Annotated in this window: 22 protein-coding genes; 7 read left to right on the forward strand and 15 right to left on the reverse strand. The window is 68.4% G+C overall.

All coding sequences use genetic code 11. From position 1 onward, the window contains the following. Positions 1-57 precede the first annotated feature (57 nt). The gene (locus tag GOPIP_RS01065) at positions 58-468 is read left to right on the forward strand and encodes a VOC family protein (RefSeq protein ID WP_006367637.1); all 411 of its coding nucleotides are present in this window, start codon (positions 58-60) and stop codon (positions 466-468) included. Here the strand turns inward: GOPIP_RS01065 and GOPIP_RS01070 are convergent. The 3 genes from GOPIP_RS01070 to fdxA are packed head-to-tail and all read right to left on the reverse strand — an operon-like array spanning position 450 to position 2,614. Then, positions 450-1,196 (reverse strand): helix-turn-helix domain-containing protein, encoded by a 747-nt coding sequence (locus GOPIP_RS01070; protein WP_210739580.1) that lies wholly within the window; start codon positions 1,194-1,196, stop codon positions 450-452. The genes GOPIP_RS01065 and GOPIP_RS01070 overlap by 19 nt on opposite strands. Further along, positions 1,159-2,274, reverse strand: coding sequence for a succinyldiaminopimelate transaminase (gene dapC, locus GOPIP_RS01075; protein WP_006367639.1), 1,116 nt, complete (start codon positions 2,272-2,274; stop codon positions 1,159-1,161). The genes GOPIP_RS01070 and dapC overlap by 38 nt, the downstream gene beginning before the upstream one ends. A 7-nt stretch (positions 2,275-2,281) precedes the next feature. Then, on the reverse strand, positions 2,282-2,614 hold the full coding sequence (gene fdxA, locus GOPIP_RS01080; RefSeq protein WP_014360612.1) for a ferredoxin: 333 nt from the start codon (positions 2,612-2,614) through the stop codon (positions 2,282-2,284). Between the two features lie 357 nt (positions 2,615-2,971). Here fdxA and GOPIP_RS01085 point away from each other — a divergent pair, with 357 nt between their 5' ends. Genes GOPIP_RS01085 through GOPIP_RS01095 form a run of 3 tightly spaced genes read left to right on the forward strand, consistent with a single transcriptional unit; the run spans position 2,972 to position 4,424 of the window. Further along, positions 2,972-3,601: a cysteine dioxygenase gene (locus GOPIP_RS01085; protein WP_006367641.1), complete on the forward strand. Its 630-nt coding sequence runs from the start codon at positions 2,972-2,974 to the stop codon at positions 3,599-3,601. Positions 3,602-3,619: 18 nt separating this feature from the next. Continuing rightward, positions 3,620-3,994 (forward strand): rhodanese-like domain-containing protein, encoded by a 375-nt coding sequence (locus GOPIP_RS01090; RefSeq protein ID WP_006367642.1) that lies wholly within the window; start codon positions 3,620-3,622, stop codon positions 3,992-3,994. Between the two features lie 13 nt (positions 3,995-4,007). Continuing rightward, complete coding sequence (locus GOPIP_RS01095) at positions 4,008-4,424, forward strand: pyridoxamine 5'-phosphate oxidase family protein (RefSeq protein ID WP_006367643.1); 417 nt, start codon at positions 4,008-4,010, stop codon at positions 4,422-4,424. Between the two features lie 90 nt (positions 4,425-4,514). On the opposite strand, the gene cofG is transcribed toward GOPIP_RS01095, so the two are convergent. The 7 genes from cofG to typA form a co-directional block, all read right to left on the reverse strand. Next, positions 4,515-5,759, reverse strand: a complete 1,245-nt coding sequence (cofG, locus tag GOPIP_RS01100) for a 7,8-didemethyl-8-hydroxy-5-deazariboflavin synthase CofG (RefSeq protein WP_006367644.1) — start codon at positions 5,757-5,759, stop codon at positions 4,515-4,517. Between the two features lie 6 nt (positions 5,760-5,765). Further along, positions 5,766-7,271, reverse strand: coding sequence for a flavin-containing monooxygenase (locus tag GOPIP_RS01105; protein WP_006367645.1), 1,506 nt, complete (start codon positions 7,269-7,271; stop codon positions 5,766-5,768). Further along, entirely contained in the window at positions 7,268-8,395 is a 1,128-nt protein-coding gene (locus GOPIP_RS01110) for a hypothetical protein (protein ID WP_006367646.1), read from the reverse strand. The genes GOPIP_RS01105 and GOPIP_RS01110 overlap by 4 nt, the downstream gene beginning before the upstream one ends. Before the next feature lie 50 nt (positions 8,396-8,445). Further along, a complete protein-coding gene (locus tag GOPIP_RS01115; RefSeq protein ID WP_006367647.1) occupies positions 8,446-8,820 on the reverse strand; it encodes a hypothetical protein in 375 nt (124 codons plus the stop codon). Beyond that, a complete protein-coding gene (mshB, locus tag GOPIP_RS01120; protein ID WP_006367648.1) occupies positions 8,817-9,725 on the reverse strand; it encodes an N-acetyl-1-D-myo-inositol-2-amino-2-deoxy-alpha-D-glucopyranoside deacetylase in 909 nt (302 codons plus the stop codon). Before mshB ends, GOPIP_RS01115 begins: the two co-directional genes overlap by 4 nt. Next, positions 9,722-11,608, reverse strand: a complete 1,887-nt coding sequence (locus GOPIP_RS01125) for an ABC transporter family substrate-binding protein (protein WP_006367649.1) — start codon at positions 11,606-11,608, stop codon at positions 9,722-9,724. Before GOPIP_RS01125 ends, mshB begins: the two co-directional genes overlap by 4 nt. Positions 11,609-11,699: 91 nt before the next feature. After that, complete coding sequence (gene typA, locus GOPIP_RS01130; RefSeq protein ID WP_006367650.1) at positions 11,700-13,625, reverse strand: translational GTPase TypA; 1,926 nt, start codon at positions 13,623-13,625, stop codon at positions 11,700-11,702. A 152-nt stretch (positions 13,626-13,777) separates the two neighbouring features. Between typA and GOPIP_RS28965 the strand changes: the two genes are divergently transcribed. Next, positions 13,778-13,954, forward strand: coding sequence for a hypothetical protein (locus GOPIP_RS28965; RefSeq protein ID WP_006367651.1), 177 nt, complete (start codon positions 13,778-13,780; stop codon positions 13,952-13,954). Positions 13,955-14,035: 81 nt separating this feature from the next. On the opposite strand, the gene GOPIP_RS01135 is transcribed toward GOPIP_RS28965, so the two are convergent. After that, positions 14,036-14,638: a TetR/AcrR family transcriptional regulator gene (locus tag GOPIP_RS01135; protein WP_006367652.1), complete on the reverse strand. Its 603-nt coding sequence runs from the start codon at positions 14,636-14,638 to the stop codon at positions 14,036-14,038. A gap of 66 nt (positions 14,639-14,704) precedes the next feature. Between GOPIP_RS01135 and GOPIP_RS01140 the strand changes: the two genes are divergently transcribed. Then, complete coding sequence (locus GOPIP_RS01140; RefSeq protein ID WP_006367653.1) at positions 14,705-15,379, forward strand: lysophospholipid acyltransferase family protein; 675 nt, start codon at positions 14,705-14,707, stop codon at positions 15,377-15,379. A gap of 79 nt (positions 15,380-15,458) precedes the next feature. Here the strand turns inward: GOPIP_RS01140 and GOPIP_RS01145 are convergent, their stop codons facing one another. Genes GOPIP_RS01145 through GOPIP_RS01160 form a run of 4 tightly spaced genes read right to left on the reverse strand, consistent with a single transcriptional unit; the run spans position 15,459 to position 19,673 of the window. Next, complete coding sequence (locus tag GOPIP_RS01145; protein ID WP_006367654.1) at positions 15,459-15,869, reverse strand: (deoxy)nucleoside triphosphate pyrophosphohydrolase; 411 nt, start codon at positions 15,867-15,869, stop codon at positions 15,459-15,461. Beyond that, positions 15,866-16,909 (reverse strand): ABC transporter ATP-binding protein, encoded by a 1,044-nt coding sequence (locus GOPIP_RS01150; RefSeq protein WP_006367655.1) that lies wholly within the window; start codon positions 16,907-16,909, stop codon positions 15,866-15,868. Before GOPIP_RS01150 ends, GOPIP_RS01145 begins: the two co-directional genes overlap by 4 nt. Then, positions 16,909-18,627, reverse strand: coding sequence for an ABC transporter permease (locus GOPIP_RS01155; protein WP_014360623.1), 1,719 nt, complete (start codon positions 18,625-18,627; stop codon positions 16,909-16,911). The genes GOPIP_RS01150 and GOPIP_RS01155 overlap by 1 nt, the downstream gene beginning before the upstream one ends. Next, complete coding sequence (locus GOPIP_RS01160) at positions 18,603-19,673, reverse strand: thiamine ABC transporter substrate-binding protein (RefSeq protein WP_006367657.1); 1,071 nt, start codon at positions 19,671-19,673, stop codon at positions 18,603-18,605. Before GOPIP_RS01160 ends, GOPIP_RS01155 begins: the two co-directional genes overlap by 25 nt. A 423-nt stretch (positions 19,674-20,096) precedes the next feature. Between GOPIP_RS01160 and GOPIP_RS01165 the strand changes: the two genes are divergently transcribed. Further along, positions 20,097-20,957: an Rv1157c family protein gene (locus GOPIP_RS01165; RefSeq protein WP_020170705.1), complete on the forward strand. Its 861-nt coding sequence runs from the start codon at positions 20,097-20,099 to the stop codon at positions 20,955-20,957. Positions 20,958-21,157 lie beyond the last annotated feature (200 nt).

The following is a 21,157-nucleotide window of genomic DNA, read 5'->3' on the forward strand; positions in this document are numbered from 1 at the left end:
GGGGACCTGTCCGAAACGTTCAAGACACCCGGGGTGCGGTGACCATACGGTGATCGCATGACCGACACCGCACGCATTACAGGACCGATCCTCGATGCCCTGTCCATCGTCGTCGCCGACATGGCGGCCACCGTCGATTTCTATACGCTTCTGGGTCTGCAATTCGAGCCCGGCGCCGCCGATGCCCCCCACGCGGAGAGTGCGGTGGGCCCGATGAGGATTCTCTTCGACACCCGCGCCGTCGTCGGCTCGTTCATGCCCGGGTGGACCGAGCCCACGGGTGGCCATCGGATCGCGCTCGCGTTCGCCTGCGCGACCCCGACCGATGTCGATGCCGAGCACGCAACGCTCGTCGCCGCCGGGCACCGGTCGATACTCGAACCGTTCGACGCCGTCTGGCATCAGCGGTATGCGGTCATCGCCGACCCCGACGGCAACCCCGTCGACCTCTACAGTCCGCTGGTCTGAGCGCCGCCGGTCCACGCCGTCGGCGGCGCGCCGGTGAGTTCGGCGAAGTCGCGGCACATGTGCGCGTGGTCGGCGTACCCGGCGCGCGCAGCGATACCGCTGAGATCCTCCCCGGCGTCGTCGAGTAGCGCCAGCGCAGTCCGCATCCGCAGGATCCGGGCGAGCGTCTTGGGGCCATACCCGAAGTGCTGCAACGACATCCGATGCAGGGTGCGCGCCGATACCGACACCGTGTCGGCGCATGCGGAGACCGGGACACCGCGTGCAAGCATCAAGGGCAACGTCGGCACCCACGGCGGGGGTGATTGACCGGGCGTGGCGTCGCACAGCGCGGACAGCGCGGCCCCGACGTCGTCGGCGGCCGCGAGCGTGTCCTCCCAGCGTCGCACGTCCGACGACGGCCAGAGATCGCTCAGCGGCACCCGCGAATCCCGGAACTCCGACGCGGGGGCGCCGAGGAGTCCGGGCGCGTACCCGGGCGCGAAGCGCAGTCCGGTCATGTCCCGGCGCCGGTCGGTGCCGAAGACATACGGCCCGGTGTCGGGGCCCGCGATCAGGAGCTCCTCGCCGGTCCAGATCAGGTCCATGCATCCGTCGGGCAGGATGACCGACTCGCCGGGAGCGGTGTCGGCGCGCCAGCACGTCGCCGGTCTCGCAGAGCGCTCGGCCAATGTCACCTGCGGTCGCGGCTCAGGCCAGTCGTTGTACCGCGGTGGCGATGCGCTCATCGGTCGCCGTCAGCGCGATCCGCACGTGGTCGACGCCCGCGGGTCCGTAGAAGTCCCCTGGCGCGGGAAGGATGCCGCGCTGCGCAAGCCAGCCGACGGTCTCCCGGCACGGTTCGCCGCGGGTGGCCCACAGATACAAACCGGCTTCGGAGTGGTCGATGGTGAAACCGGCTGCGCGGACCGCCGCGGCCAGCTCGGTCCGGCGTTTGGCATAGCGGGCACGCTGGACCTCGACGTGCGCATCGTCGGTGAGCGCTGCGGTCATCGCCGCCTGAATCGGGTACGGCACCATCAGCCCGGCATGTTTGCGTACGGCCAGCAGTTCGGCGATCAGTTCCCGGTCACCGGCGAAGAAACCCGCACGATAGGACGCCAGGTTGGAGATCTTCGACAACGAGTGCACCGCGAGCAGCCCGGTGTGATCGCCGTCGGAGACACGCGGGTCGAGCACCGAGACGGCCTCGGCGTCCCACGACAAACCGAGATAGCACTCATCGGAGATGACGACGGTCCCGCGTTCGCGCGCCCACTCGATCACCTTGCGCAGGTGGTCGATCCCGAGGATTTTGCCGGTCGGGTTGGACGGCGAGTTCAGGAACAGCACGGCCGGGCGCGCCGGCCCGAGCGCCACCGTCGAATCGGCACGCACCGGTGTCGCACCGGCCAGCAGGGCACTGACCTCATAGGTCGGGTAGGCGACCTCCGGGATGACGACCATCTCGCCGACGCCGACACCGAGCGTCGCGACCACCCCGGCGATGGCCTCCTTGGTTCCGATCACCGGGAGGATGCTCGACTCGTCCACGCCGACGGCGCCGTAGCGACGACCCAGCGCCGCGGCTGCGGCGTCGCGCAGAGCCGTGGTCCCGATCGTCGTCGGATAGCCCGGGAACTCCGAGGCCTGTGCGAGGGCCTCACGGATGACCGGATCGACGGGATCGACCGGGGTGCCGACCGAGAGGTCGACGATGCCATCGGGATGAGAGTTCGCGGTGGCCTTGGCCTCGGCCAGGGTGTCCCACGGAAAGTCGGGAAGGGCGGCACTGACCCGGCGTCGGGCCGGACGGTCACCGGTCACCGCGAGCTCAGTCCTCGTCCTCGTTCATCGGGGGCAGCTGCTTGATGAAGGGCGGGTCGAAATCGGTCTTACCGACCTTGCTGGCACCGCCCGGCGAGCCCAGCTCGTCGAAGAAGTCGGCATTGGCACTGACGTACGGATCCCATTCGTCGGGGACGTCATCCTCGTAGAAGATCGCCTCCACCGGACACACCGGCTCGCAGGCACCACAGTCCACACATTCATCCGGCTGGATGTAGAGACTGCGACCACCTTCGTAGATGCAATCGACCGGGCATTCCTCCACGCATGCCTTGTCCATCACATCCACGCAGGGTTCCGCGATGATGTAGGTCACCACACACTCCTTTGCTGCAAGCACTTCGGTCGGCCGCCGTCGCGCGGCGGGCCGAGATGTACGCGAGGGCTGGTCGCGCCGAGCACGCATGCAGCGGCAATCCGCAGCTCTGAAAGACCGCACACACGTGTTGCCCTAGAGTATCTGCCCACCGGGCGGCCCTCCCACACCCGCCCCTGCTCACCGACGGTCGTTGAGTCACAGATCACACCGGGTCCCGGTTGCGCCCAGGGTGAGGAGAACCCTCCCGCTCACGCCGATCCGCGGTCACCCTGGTCGCGTGAGCACTCCATCGAGGCGATGTCGCGGCCGTCACCGTATCCGGCGCACTCCCCTCGACCCTCGTTCACAGGAGAACTCATGACCTCGACCCTGCCCTCCCGTACCCAGCCATCTCGTACCCAGCCACCCCGCACGCTCCGCCCGGACCGTTCTGCCCGCCACACCGCTGCCCACCTACCGACCCGGCTGCGCCCGGCAGACCTGCTGCGGATCACCGACCAGGGCGTCGCCGACGTCCTCGACGGACGTTACGACCACCTGCTGCCCACCGCCTGGGACCCGGTGGAGCGGTGGTCGACCCGTCTGGAATCCGACGACGACCTCGACCTGTGGCTGATCAGCTGGACGCCGGACCGCTCGACCGACCTGCACGACCACGCCGGATCGCTGGGCGCACTGACCGTGTTGAGCGGCGCACTGCGCGAATACCGTTGGACCGGTGACGATCTCGCGCTGCGCATCCTCTCGGCCGGCGATCAGGCGGCTTTCCCGCTGGGCTGGGTCCACGACGTTCAGCACCACGGGAGCATCCCGCCGGCGCGTGGTCTCACCGTCCCGACGGGCGATACCTCGGTGGCCACTCCGAGCGGCCCGACGCTCAGCGTCCACGCCTACTCCCCGCCATTGACCGCGATGTCGTTCTACGAGGTGACCGAAGGCGGCGCACTCCGCCGGACCCGGACCGAACTGACCGACGAACCGGAATAGAACGCCTATCGTGAACCCATGCCGATGACCATCGACGACATGCTGCTCGTCGCGCGGGAGTCCCTGCAACGACTGCCTGCCGAGGATCTCGACGCCGAACTCGCCGCCGGTGCCGTGCTCGTCGACATCCGCCCGGCCGCGCAACGTGCCGCCGAGGGTGAGGTTCCCGAGGCACTCGTCATCGAACGCAACGTCCTGGAATGGCGATGTGATCCGGCCAGCGACGCACGGATCCCACAGGCCGTCGACCACGACGTGCGGTGGATCATCCTGTGCTCGGAGGGATACACCTCCAGCCTGGCGGCGGCATCGTTGCAGCAGTTGGGATTACACCGCGCCACCGATGTCATCGGGGGATATCGGGCCCTCGCGGCACATCACGATCCCCGGTGAATCGCCGACCCCGATGACCCCGACCGAATTCATCGCCTTCATTCGCTCCCACCCGCTCGGGGTCGTCGCGACCGTCTCGCCGGACGGAGCACCCGAGGCGGCGCTCGTCGGGATTGCCGTCACCGACGCCGCGGAGATCGTCTTCGACACCTCACGGTCATCCCGCAAGTTCGCCAATCTCGCGGCCGATTCCCGGGTCGCCCTCGTGGTCGGCACCACCGAGGAAATCACCGTGCAATGTGAGGGGCGGGCGGACATTCCGCACGGCGAGGCTGCGCAGCGATGCCGGGACGCGTACTTCGCGCAGTATCCGGACGGACGGCAGCGGGCGGCCGATCCCGACATCGTGCACGTGCGCGTCCGACCGCAATGGGTACGCTGCGCCGACTATCGGCCGGACGGCGGCGGGGTCACCGAGAGACACTGGTGAGCGGCGCCCCGCTCACGATCGGCAGCCAGACCGCTCACGCCACCGCCGACCACGCCCGGGGTGACGGAATCCGGTCGGCAGCCAGACCGCTCACGCCACCGACGACCACGCCCGGGGTGACGGAATCCGGTCGGCAGCCAGACCGCTGTGCGGATCGCTCAGGGCCACCACGTGCTCGTGCAGTGCCGGGTCGATCCAGGACGACGCGTCGAGGATGTACGGCGGCTGCGCGGTGAGACGTTCGGTCAGGGTGAACCCGGCGCCGGCGGTGAGATCGGCGAGCACGTCGAGGTTGGGCCAGGGACGTTCGGGATTGACGTGATCGGGCGTCAGCGGTGACACCCCACCCCAGTCGTCGACGCCGGAGGCGATGAGTGCCTCGCACTCGGCCGCCGACACGAGGTTCGGCGGCGCCTGGATACGCATGTGCGGACCGAGCACGATCCGCGCGGTCGCGACCGCGGCGAGGAACTCGGTCATCTCCGCGTCCGGGGTACCACGCATCGCGGTGTCCGGCTTGGCCCGGAAGTTTTGCACGATCACTTCCTGGATGTGCCCGCCGGCCGCGGCGATCTCGGCCATCGCAAGCAACGATTGCGCTCTCTCGGTGAGACTTTCACCGATGCCGACGAGGATTCCGGTGGTGAACGGAATCCCGAGGGCACCCGCATCACGCAACACCTGCAGCCGTACCAGGGGATCCTTGTCGGGGCTGCCGTAATGAGGCATGCCCTTCTCGGTGAACAGTCGGCGCGAGGTGGTCTCGAGCATCATGCCCATCGACGGCGCGACCGGGCGAAGGGCGGTCATCTCCTCGGCGCTCATCACACCCGGATTCAGGTGCGGCAACAGTCCTGTTTGTGACAGGACCGCGATGGCGGCGGCGCGGACGTAATCCAGCGTGGAGGTGTAACCACGCTCGGACAGCCATTGCGCGGCCTGCGGCCACCGATCCTCCGGGCGGTCACCGAGAGTGAACAACGCTTCCTTGCAACCGAGTTCGGCACCCCTGCGTGCGATGTCGACGACCTCGTCGAGTTCGAGGTACATGCCCGCACCGGCGCGGGCGAGCTTCCCCGGGATCGTCACGAAGGTGCAGTAGTGGCATCGGTCGCGGCACAATTTGGTCAGCGGGATGAACACCTTGCGCGAGTAGGTGACCTGCCCGGATCGTCCGACGGCCGCAAGGCCCTCGTCGCGGAGATCGGCGGCGATCCGTTGCAGCGCATGCAGATCGGCGCCGGACGCCGACAACAGGGTGCTCACCACCTCGACGTCGGTGATCTCGGTGGTCGTCGCGGCATCGAGTGCCGCGGCCATGCTCATGGACGGCATGGGTGCTCACTCCCCTCGTTCGCTGGTGGTGGCCACTGTCGATCGGGTGACGAACGGCTCCGGCTCGAACGTGCCGTTGCGCTCTCGGAACGACAACGCCGTACCCGGCCAGAGCAGTGTCAGCCGACCACTCTCGGGATCGACATACCAACTGTCACAACCGGTCAACCACACCGTATCGGAACTCCGGTCGTCGATCTCCCGGGTGTACGCGGCCTCGGCGTCCGCGGTGACCTCCAGTGCGGCAACCCCCGCCTCGGCCATGTGATCGAGGGCGCCGACGACATAATCGAGTTGCGTCTCGATCATGTAGATCGCCGAATTGTGGCCGAGCGCCGCATTCGGGCCGTCGAGCACGAACATGTTCGGGAACCCGGCGACCACGGTCGAGGCATAGGAGATCATGCCGTGCCGCCAGTGGTCGGCGAGCAACTCGCCGTCCCGGCCGTGCACGCGCGTGGCGACCGGCGGTCGTGCCGCCTCGAAACCCGTTGCCATCACCAGGATGTCGAGTTCGTGACTGCGACCGCTGGACGCGCGCGCCTTGGCTTCGACGACCGATTCGAGCGCCCCCGGCTCGAAGACGACGTTCTCACGCAACAGCGTCGGATAGAAATCGTCACTGAGAAGTATTCGCTTACAACCGATCTCGTAGTCCGGGGTGAGTTCGGCACGCAGCACCGGATCGGGGATCTGCGCGCGCAGGTGGGTCAATGCCCGCGCCCGGATCTCGTCGATGTCGGGACGGCGGCGCAGACGTTGCGCGAACGCGGCGTCGGCGTTGCGCAACAGTTCGTTTCGATGTGCGGCCGCCCGCTGCGGATCGACGAGCTCGGCACGCTCGGCGGGATCGAGCTGACGATCCTCCCGCGGCACGATGTAGGGCGGGGTGCGGCTGAAGATGACGAGCTCGGCGGCGCGGGCGGCCACATGCGGCACGATCTGGATCGCCGACGCCCCGGTACCGACCACCCCGACCCGGGCGCCCGCCAGATCGAGGTCGGGCTCCCAGGCGGCCGTGTGGACCACGGCCCCCGGAAAGTCGTCGAGGCCTTCGATGTCGGGGATTCTCGGCTCCGACAACCGGCCCACGGCCAGCAGCAGGATCCGGGCGGTCAGCGACTGCGCACCGTCAACGCCCTCGGTGACCAGATGCCAGCGAGCTCCCTCGGCATCCCATGTCGCACAAGTGAGTTCGCGGCCGAGTCGGATGTGGTCGGTGAGCCCTTCGTCGAATACGAGCCGGTCGAGATAGGCGCGGATCTCGGCGCCGGCGGGATAGACCGCCGACCAGTCGGCGGGGGGACGGAACGAGAACGAATAGAGGTGACCGGGGATGTCGCAGGCGATGCCGGGATAGATGTTGTCTCGCCAGGTGCCGCCGACCGCGTCGGCGCGTTCGAGGACCACGAACGATTCCCTCGCGCGCCGCGCCAGATGCGTGGCCATCCCCAGCCCGGCGAAACCCGCCCCGACGATCGCGACGTCGACCTGGGGTGCGGCCGCGGTCACCGGCCTGCCCGGTGCAGGATCGGCCGGTCGCCGGGCTGCCGATAAGCGGTGGTCCGCTGAACCGGCGTTCGGCCGGCGCGCTCGGCGAATCCGGCGAGGCGCTCGGAGTCGAGGACCCGACCGGCCTCCGGTCCGGCCGACGGCATCATCGCGCCGTCGAGGAGCATCCCGCCGATGTCGTCGACCCCGCCCCGCAGCACCTCGTCGACGACGTCGGCGTCGAGCTTGGTCCAGGCGACCTGGATGTGGTCGAACCGACCCAGGGTGACCAGCCGCGTGACGGCGTGGATCGCCCGCGTCTCGCGGCGTGAAGCGCCCGCCACCGCGACCGACCGCAGATGAGGTGGGGTGTTGTCGGCAACCATCGGCATCAGGATGAGCTCACTGAACCCGCCTGTACGCGACTGGATCCCGCACAGGGTCCGCAGATGGGCGAGGACGTGGCCCGGCGTTTCGACATGCCCGTACAACACCGTCGCCGTCGAAAACAGTCCCGCCTCGTGCGCTGCGGAGATGACCTCGATCCACCCGTCCCGGGTGTACTCGGTCCCGGGCGGTGCGAGAACCGCACGAACCTCGTCGTCGAGGATCTGCGCCGCGGTCCCCGGCACCGAACCGAGTCCGGCGCCGCGTGCGCGGCGCAGGAACTCCTCGACGTCGATGCCCAGCCGGGCGGCGGCGACGCGGATCTCCGGTGGGCGGAACGCGTGCAGATGGACCGGCGCCGCGGCGGTGATCCGCTCGATCAGGCGCAGGTACCCCTCGGCCGAGGCATCGGCGGGCAGTGGCCCCTGCATGCAGATCTCGGTCGCCCCGAGCCCGTGGGCCTCGACGACCAGATCCTCCAGCGACGGGTCGGTGGTCAGGCTCGCGGCCACCGCGGTGTCGAGATTGCGATTCACCACGTAGGTGAGGGCCTCGGGGTCGGTGACCGCACGGCGGGCCGCGTCGGCGTGCGCGCACAGCTCGTCGAGGAGATCGCCGTCGGCGCCGAGCAGCGCGATCCACTCGTCGTCGGAGAGGTCGGCCGGCGTTCCCACCGGGGCGGCGGACAACCGCTCCAGCGCCGCGGCGACCCGCTCGACGGGCGCCCGATGATCGGTCGCCCACGCGCGCAAAACCATGGACCCACTCTAACCGCAGGGTCCCCGGCGCCCGGGGTGGCTCGGGGCGCTCAGGCGTCCGGACGTGGCAGCCGGCCCGACCAGATGAGCGCCACCGGGATGCCGAGGCCGAACAGCACCAACATCAGCGTCGCGGGAACGGTGGTGCCACCGAGGTAGAGCACCACGTCGCCACCCGGACCGGTGAACGCCGCGACCAGCAGAACCAGAACCCACGCGGCCAACGGCGCGAACCGCAGCGGCGAGTCGGTGGTGCGCGCGGCCAGCCACAGCAGTATCGCGTTCACCAGGCCGGCGACGATGGCGATGACCGGAACTGGCTGTCCCCAGAACCGCAGGTAACAGAACGCGACCGATCCCAGCCCGACCACGACACCGTCGACGATCAGCATCGCGAGGAGGAAGCGGTCGAGCACGCGGGTCACGGTCGCGCCTGTGCGGGACGGCGTTGCGGGGTGAACAGATCGTCGTTGCGGGCAGCGGGCCCTTCCGGTGCGGGGCTGCGCAAGATGAAGTGCTCGACGTCGAAGATCGGCTGAAGGATGTTGTTGGACAAGGCGTATTCGGTCCGCGACGGCGCCACCGTCACCTGCGTCGCGTGCGCGGCCAGGGCATCGACCTTGCGCTGATACACCCCGCCGACGTCGATGGCGGTGGTGATCCGATCGTCGGGGTAGCTGGGCAGTTCGGTGTCATGCGGCATCCGCCAGCCGTCGGGAACGCGGTCGGCCGCCGTGGCGAGACCGGCGCGCAGTGCGCTCGCCTCGGTGACCGACTCGTACACCAGGTACTCGGTTCCGGTCCGCCTCGACGCGATCGGTAGCGCGGCGACCGAGGCCTCGTGCACCGTCATGTGGTCGGGATGTCCGTAGGTGCCCGCGGTGTCGTAGGTGACGACCACCTGCGGATCGAACTCGGCGATCTCGTCGGCCAGCGCCGCGACGACCGCGTCGAACGGGCCCTGCGCCAGTGCGCGCGGATGCTCCGCCGACGGCGTCCCGGCCATCCCGGAGTCCCGCCAGCGTCCGGCGCCACCGAGGAATCGCGGGGTGAGCGGTGGCCGACCGGGCGGGGTGAGCGCCTCGAGCGCCCGGGTCAATTCGAGGATGCGGTAGCCGCCGAGCTGATCGGCACCGCCGTCGGCAACCAATTGCGCCCAGCGATCACCGATCACCTCGCCCTCTTCACCCAGGGTGAAGGTGACCACGCGCACGTCGACACCCTCGTCGAGATACCGGGCGATGGTGCCGCCGGTCATGATGGTCTCGTCGTCGGGGTGGGCGTGCAGCAGCAGCAGTCGGCGTCCTGCCGACTCGGACGGTTCGGTCATTTGATGTCCCAGGTGGCGGCGGTGCCGTAGATGGAGGTCTGGATCGGCCCGGACAGCGGCACACCGGTCACCGCCGGCGTCACCCCCACGAGCATGCTGTCCTGGTAGAGCGGCAGATAGATCGCCTGATCGGCCAGCAACGGTTCGGCCTCGGCGAGCATCGGCGTCGGGTCGTCGGCCGAGAGCGCATCGCGGGCAAGGGAGATCAGCGCGGGATCGCACACCCCGGAGATGTTGCTGGCGTACACGGTGGTCGCCCCCGACGCGTCCTGGCTGGGTGCGACGCTGGTGGGCGTCGGGGGTGTCGACAGCGACGGCGCGGTCCCGGGCTTGGGCTGATCGCAGTCGACCTGCGAGGCCAGCGCCGCCGCCGGGGGCACACCGAGCCCCGTCCACCCGACGACGAGATCGATGCGTGAATCGGTCAACGCGACGCCGTAGAGGTCGCTGTTGGGCAGGGACACCACCCCGGCGCGCACACCGGCGGAACGCAGTTGATCGACGATGTTCGCCGCGGCCGACGTGGACCGGGGGTCACCGCTGATCGCCCCGACCCGGACCGTCAGGTCCTGGCCGTCCTTCTCGTACGGGATGACGCCGTCGGGCACCGGGGCAACGCTGGGCGCCGCCGCCGTCGGGGTACTGCTACTCGGTGCGGATGAGCTACTCGGGCTCGCCGAACTCGACGGGCCGGCCGAACCCGATGGGCTGGGCGTACCGGATGTCGGGGGCTCCGGAGCGGGTGGCGTGCGCTTGTATCCCGCGGCGGCGAGCAGATCGTCGATCGCCTGCGGAGCCGGGCGTGGACGGTTCACCGGGAAATACCCCGGGTCCGACGGTGCGTACACGGTGTTGGCGTACTGCTGCACCACCCATTCACCCGCACCGGCGAGCGTGGCGAGGTTGGTGTCGATCATCGACAGGATCGCGCGCCGCACCTCCACCCGATTCATCACCGGGGTACGCGCGTTGACGCTGACCGTGAGGGCCCGCGCGGTCGGGCCGCGCTGATCGGTCACCCCGGGTACCGCGGTGAGCTCGGCCGCGGTCGCCGGGCCCGCGCCGACGGTTGCCAGCGCCGAGCCACCCGAACGGATCGAATCGATCATCTGCGAGTCGGTACCGGCCCGGCGCAACACCACCTGATCGAGCTTCGACGGCGTCATCCAGTAGCGGTCGTTGCGGATCAACCGCACCTCGTCACGGGTGGGGTCGAGCGAAAAGATCTGAAAAGGACCGGCCGACACCGGTTTTCCCGAGTCCATGCCGGTCTGGAAACCGGCCGGGGTGCCACGCAGCACGTGGCTGGGCAGCAGGTTGGTGAACAGCTCGCGCCACCGCGGATAGGGCTGGGCGAAGCGGACCTCGACGACCTTGCTCCCCGCACTGGAGGTCACCGAGTCGATCAGCCGATAACCGGCCGGCGCCACCACATTCGGCTGTCGCGACATCTGCTGCCACAGGTAGTTGAAATCGTCTCCGGTGACCGGCAGACCGTCGGACCATTGCGCATTGGTGTGGATGCGGTAGGTGACCGTGAACGGCGCGGTCGAGGTGACCTCCGCCGAGGTCACCAGCGCGTCGTTGCGTTGCCACACAACACCGTCGGGCGTCTGCACCGGAAGGAACGCACTGGGCAGGGTCATCGCGGCGATGGCCGTGGTGACCGGATTCTGGTCGGCGCCCAGATGCGGATTGAAGCCCGTGCCGATCGAGTCGGTGGCGACGTAGATCGTCTTGCCGTCGGGATACTCGGTCGGCGTCTGCGGGGTCGCGGTGTCCCGCACGGGCGGCGGCGGGTTGGCGGTACACGCCGCCACCCCGAGCACCGCCGCGAGGACCGTGAGGACGAGCAGGAGCGATCGCCCGGCCGAATGCGTCACACGACGCCGCCTCGACCGCTCACATCCCACGTCCATCACGAATCCACTCACCCCCAGACCACGACCACGTTCACCCGACCGCGTACGGGACTCAGCCCGCCGCGGCATCCCGCGTCTTGGCGCGCGAACGCTCACGGGCTCGGGTGGTGGCATCGAGATGCACCTTACGCACCCGCACCACCTCGGGAGTCGCCTCGACACACTCGTCGGCGGCACAGAACTCCATCGCGCCCTCGAGCTCGAGATGCATCGGCTTGGCGAGGGTCTCCATCACATCGGCCGACGACTGCCGCATGTTGGTCAGCTTCTTCTCGCGGGTCACGTTGATGTCGAGGTCCTCGGCACGCGGGTTGATGCCCACGACATGGCCCTCGTAGGTGTCGTCGCCGGGATTGACGAAGAACGTGCCGCGGTCGGCGAGCTGGATCATCGCGAACGGCGTGACGGTACCCGCACGGTCACTGACCAGCGACCCGGTGTGCCGGGCGCGGATCTCGCCGGCCCACGCGGCGTACCCGTCGAAGACGGCATTGGCGATACCGGTACCACGGGTCTCGGTGAGGAAGTCGGTGCGGAAGCCGATCAGGCCGCGGGAGGGCACGGTGAACTCCATGCGCACCCAGCCCGAGCCGTGGTTGTTCATCTGGTCCATCCGCCCCTTGCGGGCGGCGAGCAGCTGGGTCACCGCGCCGAGGTACTCCTCGGGCACGTCGATGGTGAGGTGCTCGAACGGCTCGTGCACCTTGCCGTCGACCCGGCGGGTCACCACCTGCGGCTTGCCGACGGTCAACTCGAAGCCCTCACGACGCATCTGTTCGACCAGGATGGCCAGCGCGAGCTCACCACGACCCTGCACCTCCCAGGCGTCGGGCCGGTTGATGTCGACGACGCGCAGCGAGACGTTGCCGATGAGCTCGGTGTCGAGTCGATCCTTGACCATGCGCGCGGTCAGCTTGTGGCCCTTGACCCGACCGGCCAGCGGCGAGGTGTTGGTGCCGATGATGACCGAGATCGCCGGCTCGTCGACCGTGATGCGCGGCAACGGGACCGGGTTCTCGGCGTCGGCGAGGGTGTCGCCGATCATGATCTCCGGGATGCCCGCGATCGCGACGATGTCACCGGCCACAGCGGATTCGGCCGGACTGCGCTCGACACCGACGGTGGCCAGCAGTTCGGTGATCTTGGCGCGTTCGATGACGGGCTCGAGCGTCCCGTCCTCCTTGGTGACCGCACGGCACCAGGCGACGGTCTGCCCCTTCTTCAGGGTGCCGTTGTGGATACGCACCAGCCCGAGACGACCGAGGAACGGCGAAGCGTCGAGGTTGGTCACGTGGGCCTGTAGCGGCGCCTCGGGATCGCCTTTGGGGGCGGGCACGTGCTCGAGCAGGACGTCGAAGAACGGGTCGAGGTTCTCCCCGTCGGGCACCTCACCGTTGGCGGGCTGCTCGGTTGAGGCGATACCGGCGCGACCAGAGGCGTAGAGGACGGGCAGGTCGAGCACCTGTTCTGCCGCCGACGCGGCCTCCTCGTCGAGGTCGGAGGCCAGATCCAGCAGCAGATCGTGTGTTTCTTCGACGACCTCGGCGATTCGGGCATCGGGACGGTCGGTCTTGTTGACCACGAGGATCACCGGCAACGACGCGCTGAGCGCCTTGCGCAGCACGAACCGCGTCTGCGGCAGCGGGCCCTCGGAGGCGTCGACCAGCAGCACGACCCCGTCGACCATCGACAGACCACGCTCGACCTCACCGCCGAAATCGGCGTGACCCGGGGTGTCGATGACGTTGATGACGACCTCGGTGCCGTCGGGCTGACGACGGTGGACCGCGGTGTTCTTGGCGAGGATGGTGATGCCCTTCTCGCGCTCCAGGTCACCGGAATCCATCACGCGGTCGACGAGCTCGGCGCGCTCGCCGAACACCCCGGACTGTCGGAGCATCGCATCGACCAACGTGGTCTTGCCGTGGTCGACGTGCGCGACGATCGCGACGTTGCGGAAGTTGGGAGCAGGGCTCACTGAGATCTCTTTCGTGTACGGGGGCGGTCACTCGGCGCACGCGGAACCGGCGCCGGCAGACTGACGACGGCTAACAGCGTATCGGGTCCGCGGGAGAGACCGCGATCACAGCGGAGTGTCAGTGGGTGAACAGCCGGTGCTAGCGTCACCGCATGGGCACGAAAAACCCGGCAAAGGTCGCCGACCTCAAGCCCAAGAAGAAGTGTTGTCGCTCCAAGACCCGCTGCGTACGCTGCCCGGTCGTCATCGCGCGAATGCGCAAACTCGACATCGACTCGATGAGCAAGAAGGACCTCGGCAAGGCCCTCAAGAAGGCACGGGCCGCCTGACCGATCCCTCGCCGACAGCGCCCGTCCCACCGCCGACAGCGCCCGTCCCAACGCCGACAGCGCTGTGACCACGCGGAGCGACTACGCAATGGCGTCGACCGCACCGATCACCAACGCCTCGACGTCGATCTCGACCACCGCTGCCATCGGTTCAAGCGCACGATTGGCCACCAGCACGGCCAACCCGTGAATGGACATCCAGAAACGGACGGTGGCGGTCCACGAATGATGATCACCGACGAATTCCGCAACGACTGAGTGCAATTCGGCGATCATGGGTACCGATAGCGATCGCAGGTCGCCACCGGCCCCGTCGAGAATGTCGTGGCGGAACATCAGCTCGAACATCGCGCGCCGGCGTCGGGCAAAGCCGACGTACGCGTTCGCCGCGGAGACGAGTCGATCCCGCGGAGGCGTTGAGCGGTCTCGCAGTACCGGCGCGATCTCCGTACCAAGGTCGTCGAGTCCGCTACGAGCGACGGCGGCCAGGAGTTGCGCATGCGTAGGGAAGTACCGCCGTGGGGCACCGTGAGACACACCCGCGCTCCTCGCGATCGCCCGCACCCCCAGTGCCGCGAGCCCGTCACTCTCGAGCAACTCCACTCCCGCCGCCACCAGACGAGAACGTGTCGTGTCAGAGGGTTTCGCTTCGTCGGCAGCAACCATGTAGACATTGTCTACCATGGGCGCGTAGACAGTGTCTACGCCTATTCAACGGTCCTTTCATCGACGAGCACAGGGGAAATGCGCATGTGGTACCGGCTGTTCAAGTACGTCCTGATCGGGCCGGCATTGTTGGTGACCTGTCGCCCTCGGATCGTCGGCCGCGATCTCCTACCCCCGACTGGTCCGGTCATCGTCGCGGCCACTCATAGCGCCTTCATCGACTCGCTCCTTCTGTGTCTGGTCCTCCCCCGCCGGTTGACCTTCGTCGCGAAAAGCGAGTACTTCGACCGACCGGGCTTGCGCGGGCGGATGCAGCGATGGTTCTTTCTCGCGGCCGGTCAGACTCCCATCGATCGATCCGGTGGGGACCGTGCCGCCACCACATTGGCCACGGCGACCAGCCTGGTGTCGAGAGGTGGCGCGTGGGCCATCCATCCCGAAGGGACTCGTAGTTGCGACGGCCGCGTGCACCGCGGCCATACCGGCGTGATGCGGGTTGCCCGGGCAACCGGCGCGCCGGTGGTCCCTATTGCCTTGCGCGGCACCGAGCGGGTAAATCCCCCGGGTCGTCTGATGTGGCGCCCGCATCGGGTCGACATCGTCATCGGATTCCCAGTTCCCGTCGACCAGGCAATGGCAGACGACGACCTACGGAGCGCCACCGACCGCCTGATGATCGAACTCGCGGCAATGGCGGGGCGACCCTACGAGAATTCCTACGCCGAACGCCGTCCGCAGGCACCGACGGCAACACCGTGAGCGCTATCGCCGACGTGGAGAGCGCCGTCGGCGAGCTGGAGAGTGCCGTCGGCGAGGTGGAGGGCGCTGTCGGCGCGGATCAGGCGCGGCGTAGCCGCGCCACCAGTTCCGGAACCCACACGGTGTCGGCGGGGACCAGGCGGCCCTCGTCACACAGCGTCGACAGTTCCTCCGCATCGACCCACCGCACCGCCTGATGTTCACGCGCAGTGGGTTCGCCGGCGATCACGCGCGCCCAGCGGGCGATCAACACCAGCTCGTCGGAGAGCACCACCTGATCGCGTAGCTCGAACTCGACGCCGACGGCGATACCCAGCTCCTCCGCGAGCTCACGACGCAAGGCTTCCTCGTCGGTTTCCCCCACCTCGGCCTTTCCGCCGGGCAGTTCCCAGAGACCGGCCAATTCGACCGGCCGCGCCCGTCGCGCCAGCAATATCCGCGTGCCCGAGGAGTCGAGGATGGCACCGGCCAGCACGTGCCGGCGTCTCATCGTCCGATCACCGCGACCCGGTCGGGAATCAACCGCACCAGGACCCGGTCGCCGACCGCGATCGCACCGGCGCCGATCGCGTCGATCTCACCGTGATCGGTGGCCACCCGTACGCGAGGACCTCCGGGTAGGTCGGCGACAACCATCGCCGTGCCGACTGCACCCGATGTCGTGTCGCTCTCCTCTGTGTCACGATCTTCGGCCGGCTCGGCAAGCACCGACTCGGCCCGCAGACCCAACCTCGCGCCCGTTTCCGGCAGATCGACGGCAAGTGATCCGAAGACGGTGTCGGCCAGACCTTCTCGCTTCTTGCGGCCATCAATGATCGTGGTACACCCGAGGAATCGCGCCGTCCACTCGTCCGCCGGCGCCGACCACAGACCGGCCGGTCGCGCTGTCTGGACGATCTCGCCATCGCGCATCACCGCGACGGAGTCGGCCATCAATGCCGCCTCTGTGTGGTCATGGGTGACGACGATCGTCGGAGTGCCTGCGGCACGGACGATTTCGGCAATCTCCACAGCCAGGCTGTCACGGAGGCGGCGGTCGAGGGCGGCCAACGGCTCGTCGAGGAGCAGCAGCCGCGGCCGGGGAGCCAGCGCGCGCGCCAGCGCCACCCGCTGCGCCTGACCACCCGAGAGCGACTCGACGCGGCGTTTCTCGACGCCGGGGAGTCGTACGAGTTCGAGCATCTGGCCGACCCGAGCGGCGATGTCGGCTCTCGACCACCCCCGAACGCGCAGTCCGTAGCCGATGTTCGCGGCCACCGTGCGTCCCGGAAAAAGCTGACCGTCTTGGAAGACGACCCCGAAATCCCGCCGGTGGGTGGCGATCTCGGCGAGATCGCTTCCGTCGAAACGGATCGTCCCGGCGGTCGGTCGCTCCAGTCCGGCGACCGCGCGGATCAACGTCGACTTGCCGCATCCGGAAGGCCCAAGTAGCGCGGTGACGAGTGAATCCTGGCCGCCCACAGACCAATCGAGCCCGTTGACGACCGCTTCGGCCCCATACGCGACGCTCAGTTTCTCGATCTGCAGCATCAGATCAGTGTCCCCGAGCGAGGTCGGAAGATCTCCACCGCGAGCACCGCGACAGTGGTGACGACCACCAACACCATCGATGCAGCCATCGCCGTGGCGAGTTCGGTGGCACCCGGGCGGTTGAGGGCCGATCCGATCAGGACCGGCAGGGTGGTGGTGTCGGCGCGCGCGAGAAAGCTCGTCGCACCGAACTCCCCGAGTGCCATGACGAAAGCGAAACCACCTGCGGCACCGAGCGATCGGCCGATCAGCGGAAGATCGACGGTGCGGAACACCCGCCACGGCCCGGCACCGAGGACCGCCGCGGCCTGGCGCAATCGCTCGGGTACCGATTCCAGCGCCGGGATCACGATGCGGATGACGACGGGGATCGCGATCAGCGCCTGTACGCACGGGATCACCAACGGTGAGGCGGCGATCTCGGCCGGCAGGGCGGCCAACACGATCAGGTACCCGAATCCCAGTGTGACCGCACTGATCCCCAGGGGAATCATGGCGATCGCGTTCCCCACCAGGCCGGCAACACCACGTGACCGATGCAGGGTGATCGCCGCGAGGCCACCGACCACCAACGCGATGACCATGGCCAGGATCGCGCTGAGTAGCGAATACCGCAACGTGTCCAGCGGCGTCACGCCGTTCACCGGTTCGGACAGTGCCCGATAACCGGCAAGTGTCCACGATCCGCCGACGGTCGGACGCACCGACCGGATCGCCAGCACCGCAATCGGTCCCACCAGAACCAGCACCGTCCACGCCCATGCCAGGACCACCGGTATCCATCCGATGCCGGCGATCGCCGACGGCCGACGCCGCGCGCCTGCGCCGCCGGACGCGCCACCCGGGGCGACGATCCGGGTGCACAGCAACACGGCGACCACCACGACGATCTGCAGCAGCGACAGCATCACCGCCTCCGGCAGCCGGAAGTAGCCGATCGCCTGTGTGTAGATCTCGGTCTCCAGAGTCCGCAGGGCACCTCCGCCGAGGATGATGATCACCCCGAAACTGGTGGAGCAGAACAAGAACACGAGGGCGGCGGCACCACCGGCGGCGGGGGCCAGCCGCGGTGCGACCACCGACCACCAGGCCCGGGTCCGGGTCGCACCGAGCACACGGGCCGCCTCCTCGGTGCGGGTATCCAGCGAGCGCCAGGCCGCTCCCACCACCCGCACCATGACGGCGACGTTGAGAAAAGCGTGGGCGGCGAGCACCGCGGGCCACCCGCTGCCCATCCCGAGGCCGGCGAGCGGACCGTTCAGTAGAGCCCGGAAGGCCACCCCGACCACGACCGTCGGCAGGACGAAGGGCACGGTGACGATCACCGTGAGGACCACCGATCCCGATCCCGGCAGCCGGGCGTAGAGCCACACGATCGGCGCGGCAACGACGGCTGCGACCACGGTCGACGCACCGGCCTGGCCGAGGGTGACCCAGAGCAGGTGCAACGCATGGGTGCGTTCGAGCAATGCGACCGGCGAATCACCGGCGGTCCCGACATCGATCGCCCGACGCACCAGGGCCGCCACCGGCCATAGGAAGAACACCCCGAGGAACACCATCGGGATCGCCTGCAGAGCCGGCGTGGCGATGCGTCCCGGCACGATCGCACGCCGACGTCGAATCTGCCGACCGTCACGCGGTGGCCCCGGCGGGGACGGTTCCCCGCGGGTCGTCTCGGTGGACGGATCGATCAACGACCGACCGCGGCGCGCCACTGCTCGAGCCACGACTCGCGGTTCTCGGCAACGTATTTCGGCGGCATGCTGACCGTCCACTGCGGCAACGGCGCACGCTGGGCCCAGCCGTCGGGCAACGGTGTGTTCTTCTGCACCGGATAGACATACATCGACGACGGGAGCGCCTTCTGCACGGCGGGGCTCAGCATGAAGTCGACGGCCTTGCGTGCACCGGTGACGTTCTTGGTGCCCTTGAGGATTCCGACGTACTCGACCTGACGGAAGCACCCGTCGAGAAGCGCGCTGGTGCCCGGTGTCGCCGCGGGCGACGACGCGTAGGACAACACGATCGGCTTGGGCCCCTTGCCCTCTCCGGCACTGAACTGCTGGTTGTAGGCGATCTCCCATCCGGAATCGATGGCGGCTCCACCCTTGGTCACGTCCTGCCAGTACGACTTCCAGTCGTTGCCGAACATCCCGATCGTGCTGAGCAGGAAAGCCATTCCGGGTGAGGAGGTACTCGGGTCGATGAGCGCGGCCTGCGCGGCGTAGGTGGGGTTGCGCAGATCGCGCACGCTGGTCGGCGGCTGCTGGTGGTGACTCGCGTACCACTTGTCGTCGATGTTGAGGCAGACGTCGCCACGGTCGACGGCGGTCAGTTCATTGTTCGAATCCGGCACCGCGAACTGGACGGCGCCGTCGGCGGCGGCGGGAGGGTTGTAGGACTCGAGTGCCCCGGCATCGATCGGACGGGAGGCGAAGGTGTTGTCGATGCCATACACGACGTCGGCCTTGGGTGATCCGGGGGTCAGCGACACCGTCGACGCAAGGGTGCCGGCATCGCCGGACTTCACGATCTTCAGGTTCAGCCCGGTGTCGGTGCGGAAACTGTCGAGCACCGACTGCGGCAGGCTGAACGAATCGTGGGTGAGCATCACGACATCCGCCGACGACGAGGCATCGTCACCGCATGCGGTCACCAGGGTGGCGCCTGCGGCGAGGACGACGGCAGCGATCCCCACGCGCCGCAGCGACGACGCGCCGGCTCGGACGGATCTGCGCACGGACTCGCTGAAGTGACTCACGGGCTCCCCTGGACGGTGACGCGGCAATCGGGTGGACGGGCTCGGCGGGGGCACCCACCGGTCACCGGTTCTGCCGATGTCCGACGCGCGGCCGCATTGCACGCCCGCGTTGATCTAACCAGGTGATCAGTGCCCACACGAGCCCAGCCCGCGTGACACCAACAGTAACAATTGCATCAATTGCCTCACTTGTCACAACCGTTCGGAGTTAGGCTGCCTGGACACCGCCCCACCCGAGGGGCTTAGAATGACCGGCGACGTCCGCGGTGTGCTCACTGAGCGCCGGGTCCGATTACTCGGCACGCCGCAGTGCTCGAGGGTGTCGGGGGGACGTCGGAGCCAGAGAACGCCAGCGTGGGCCGTGAATGATCTCGGCGCACACCGACTTTGATAGGACCTCGCCTCGTGCGCCTGCAAGCACCGATGAGCCGATCCCGACGCCTGATCGCCGCCACCGCGGTGGCCATCGCCACGTCGCTCGCCATCCCCGCCGTCGCCATGGCGGCACCCACCAGCCCGGCGCCGACATCGCAGACCCCGAGCCCGCAAACCCCGAGCCCGCAGACACCGAACGAGCAGACACCGACCCCGGATCAGCGCACGCTCGACTCCCTCGGAGCCTTCGCACCGGCGATCATCGGTGCGGTCACCACGCCGGGTCCGGACGGCAAGGTCAACGCCGACCTGCTGCGGCAAGCACAAACTCTCGCCGACAATCCCGCGCTGCCCCCACAGATCAAGGACATCTGGAAGCAGATCACCGATTTCCTCGGTGAGCCGGGGCGTCAGCAACTCGCCGCCCAGCGGGCCGCCGAGACCCGCGTGGCCAAGCCCGGTGACCCGGTGATCCCGCAGGGCCCGAACGCTCCGCGTATCCAGGAGTTCCTGTATCCGACACTGGGCTTCGGCTGCATGCCGGGCAACGGTAACTCCCTGGGTCGGGCTCTGGTGACCGCGGGTCCGCAGGCCGCGCCCGCGCCCGGACCCAAGAGGGGCGAGGCCGGTTACGTCTACACCAGCCTCGGCACCGGTCCGGCCGTCAACAGCCCGGTCCGCAAGCTCTGGGTGAGTTGGCTCAACATCGACAACGGCCGCACTGGCCAGCTGCAACTCAAGCGCAACGAGAAGATCAATGTCGCGGCGGGACCGGGCACGTTCACCGGGATCGCGGCCACCGGCAAGGGCCGGATCATCTCCACCATCTACGGCGACGTCACCACCAAGACCAAGGGCCGGGTCCTCTCGTGCACGATCGCACCGACGATCGGCATCGCGATCATCTGAGCGCTCTGCTGCCACGCCAACGCCCCGGCCTCTCGGCCGGGGCGTTGGCGTTCTGACGGGCATATCCCCACGGTCGCGGGCGCATCACAACTCGGACTCGCGACTTGTCGATCCGGCAACCCTCATGCTTTCTTTTAACTTGAGCACCATCTGTCACATTCGCCCCACTGGTTGCGGGCGAGTTGCCGCCTGAGGAGAGC

It is taken from the genome of Gordonia polyisoprenivorans NBRC 16320 = JCM 10675, assembly GCF_000241325.1.
Taxonomy (GTDB): domain Bacteria; phylum Actinomycetota; class Actinomycetes; order Mycobacteriales; family Mycobacteriaceae; genus Gordonia; species Gordonia polyisoprenivorans.

Bases quoted from the DNA above. Each gene is read 5' to 3' on its own strand.
- GOPIP_RS01065 (WP_006367637.1), top strand. From the start codon at position 58: ATGACCGACACCGCACGCATTACAGGACCGATCCTCGATGCCCTGTCC.
- GOPIP_RS01070 (WP_210739580.1), bottom strand. From the start codon at position 1,196: ATGAGCGCATCGCCACCGCGGTACAACGACTGGCCTGAGCCGCGACCG.
- GOPIP_RS01085 (WP_006367641.1), top strand. From the start codon at position 2,972: ATGACCTCGACCCTGCCCTCCCGTACCCAGCCATCTCGTACCCAGCCA.
- GOPIP_RS01090 (WP_006367642.1), top strand. From the start codon at position 3,620: ATGCCGATGACCATCGACGACATGCTGCTCGTCGCGCGGGAGTCCCTG.
- GOPIP_RS01095 (WP_006367643.1), top strand. From the start codon at position 4,008: ATGACCCCGACCGAATTCATCGCCTTCATTCGCTCCCACCCGCTCGGG.
- cofG (WP_006367644.1), bottom strand. From the start codon at position 5,759: ATGCCGTCCATGAGCATGGCCGCGGCACTCGATGCCGCGACGACCACC.
- GOPIP_RS01110 (WP_006367646.1), bottom strand. From the start codon at position 8,395: ATGGTTTTGCGCGCGTGGGCGACCGATCATCGGGCGCCCGTCGAGCGG.
- mshB (WP_006367648.1), bottom strand. From the start codon at position 9,725: ATGACCGAACCGTCCGAGTCGGCAGGACGCCGACTGCTGCTGCTGCAC.
- GOPIP_RS28965 (WP_006367651.1), top strand. From the start codon at position 13,778: ATGGGCACGAAAAACCCGGCAAAGGTCGCCGACCTCAAGCCCAAGAAG.
- GOPIP_RS01135 (WP_006367652.1), bottom strand. From the start codon at position 14,638: ATGGTAGACAATGTCTACATGGTTGCTGCCGACGAAGCGAAACCCTCT.
- GOPIP_RS01140 (WP_006367653.1), top strand. From the start codon at position 14,705: ATGTGGTACCGGCTGTTCAAGTACGTCCTGATCGGGCCGGCATTGTTG.
- GOPIP_RS01145 (WP_006367654.1), bottom strand. From the start codon at position 15,869: ATGAGACGCCGGCACGTGCTGGCCGGTGCCATCCTCGACTCCTCGGGC.
- GOPIP_RS01150 (WP_006367655.1), bottom strand. From the start codon at position 16,909: ATGCTGCAGATCGAGAAACTGAGCGTCGCGTATGGGGCCGAAGCGGTC.
- GOPIP_RS01165 (WP_020170705.1), top strand. From the start codon at position 20,097: ATGAGCCGATCCCGACGCCTGATCGCCGCCACCGCGGTGGCCATCGCC.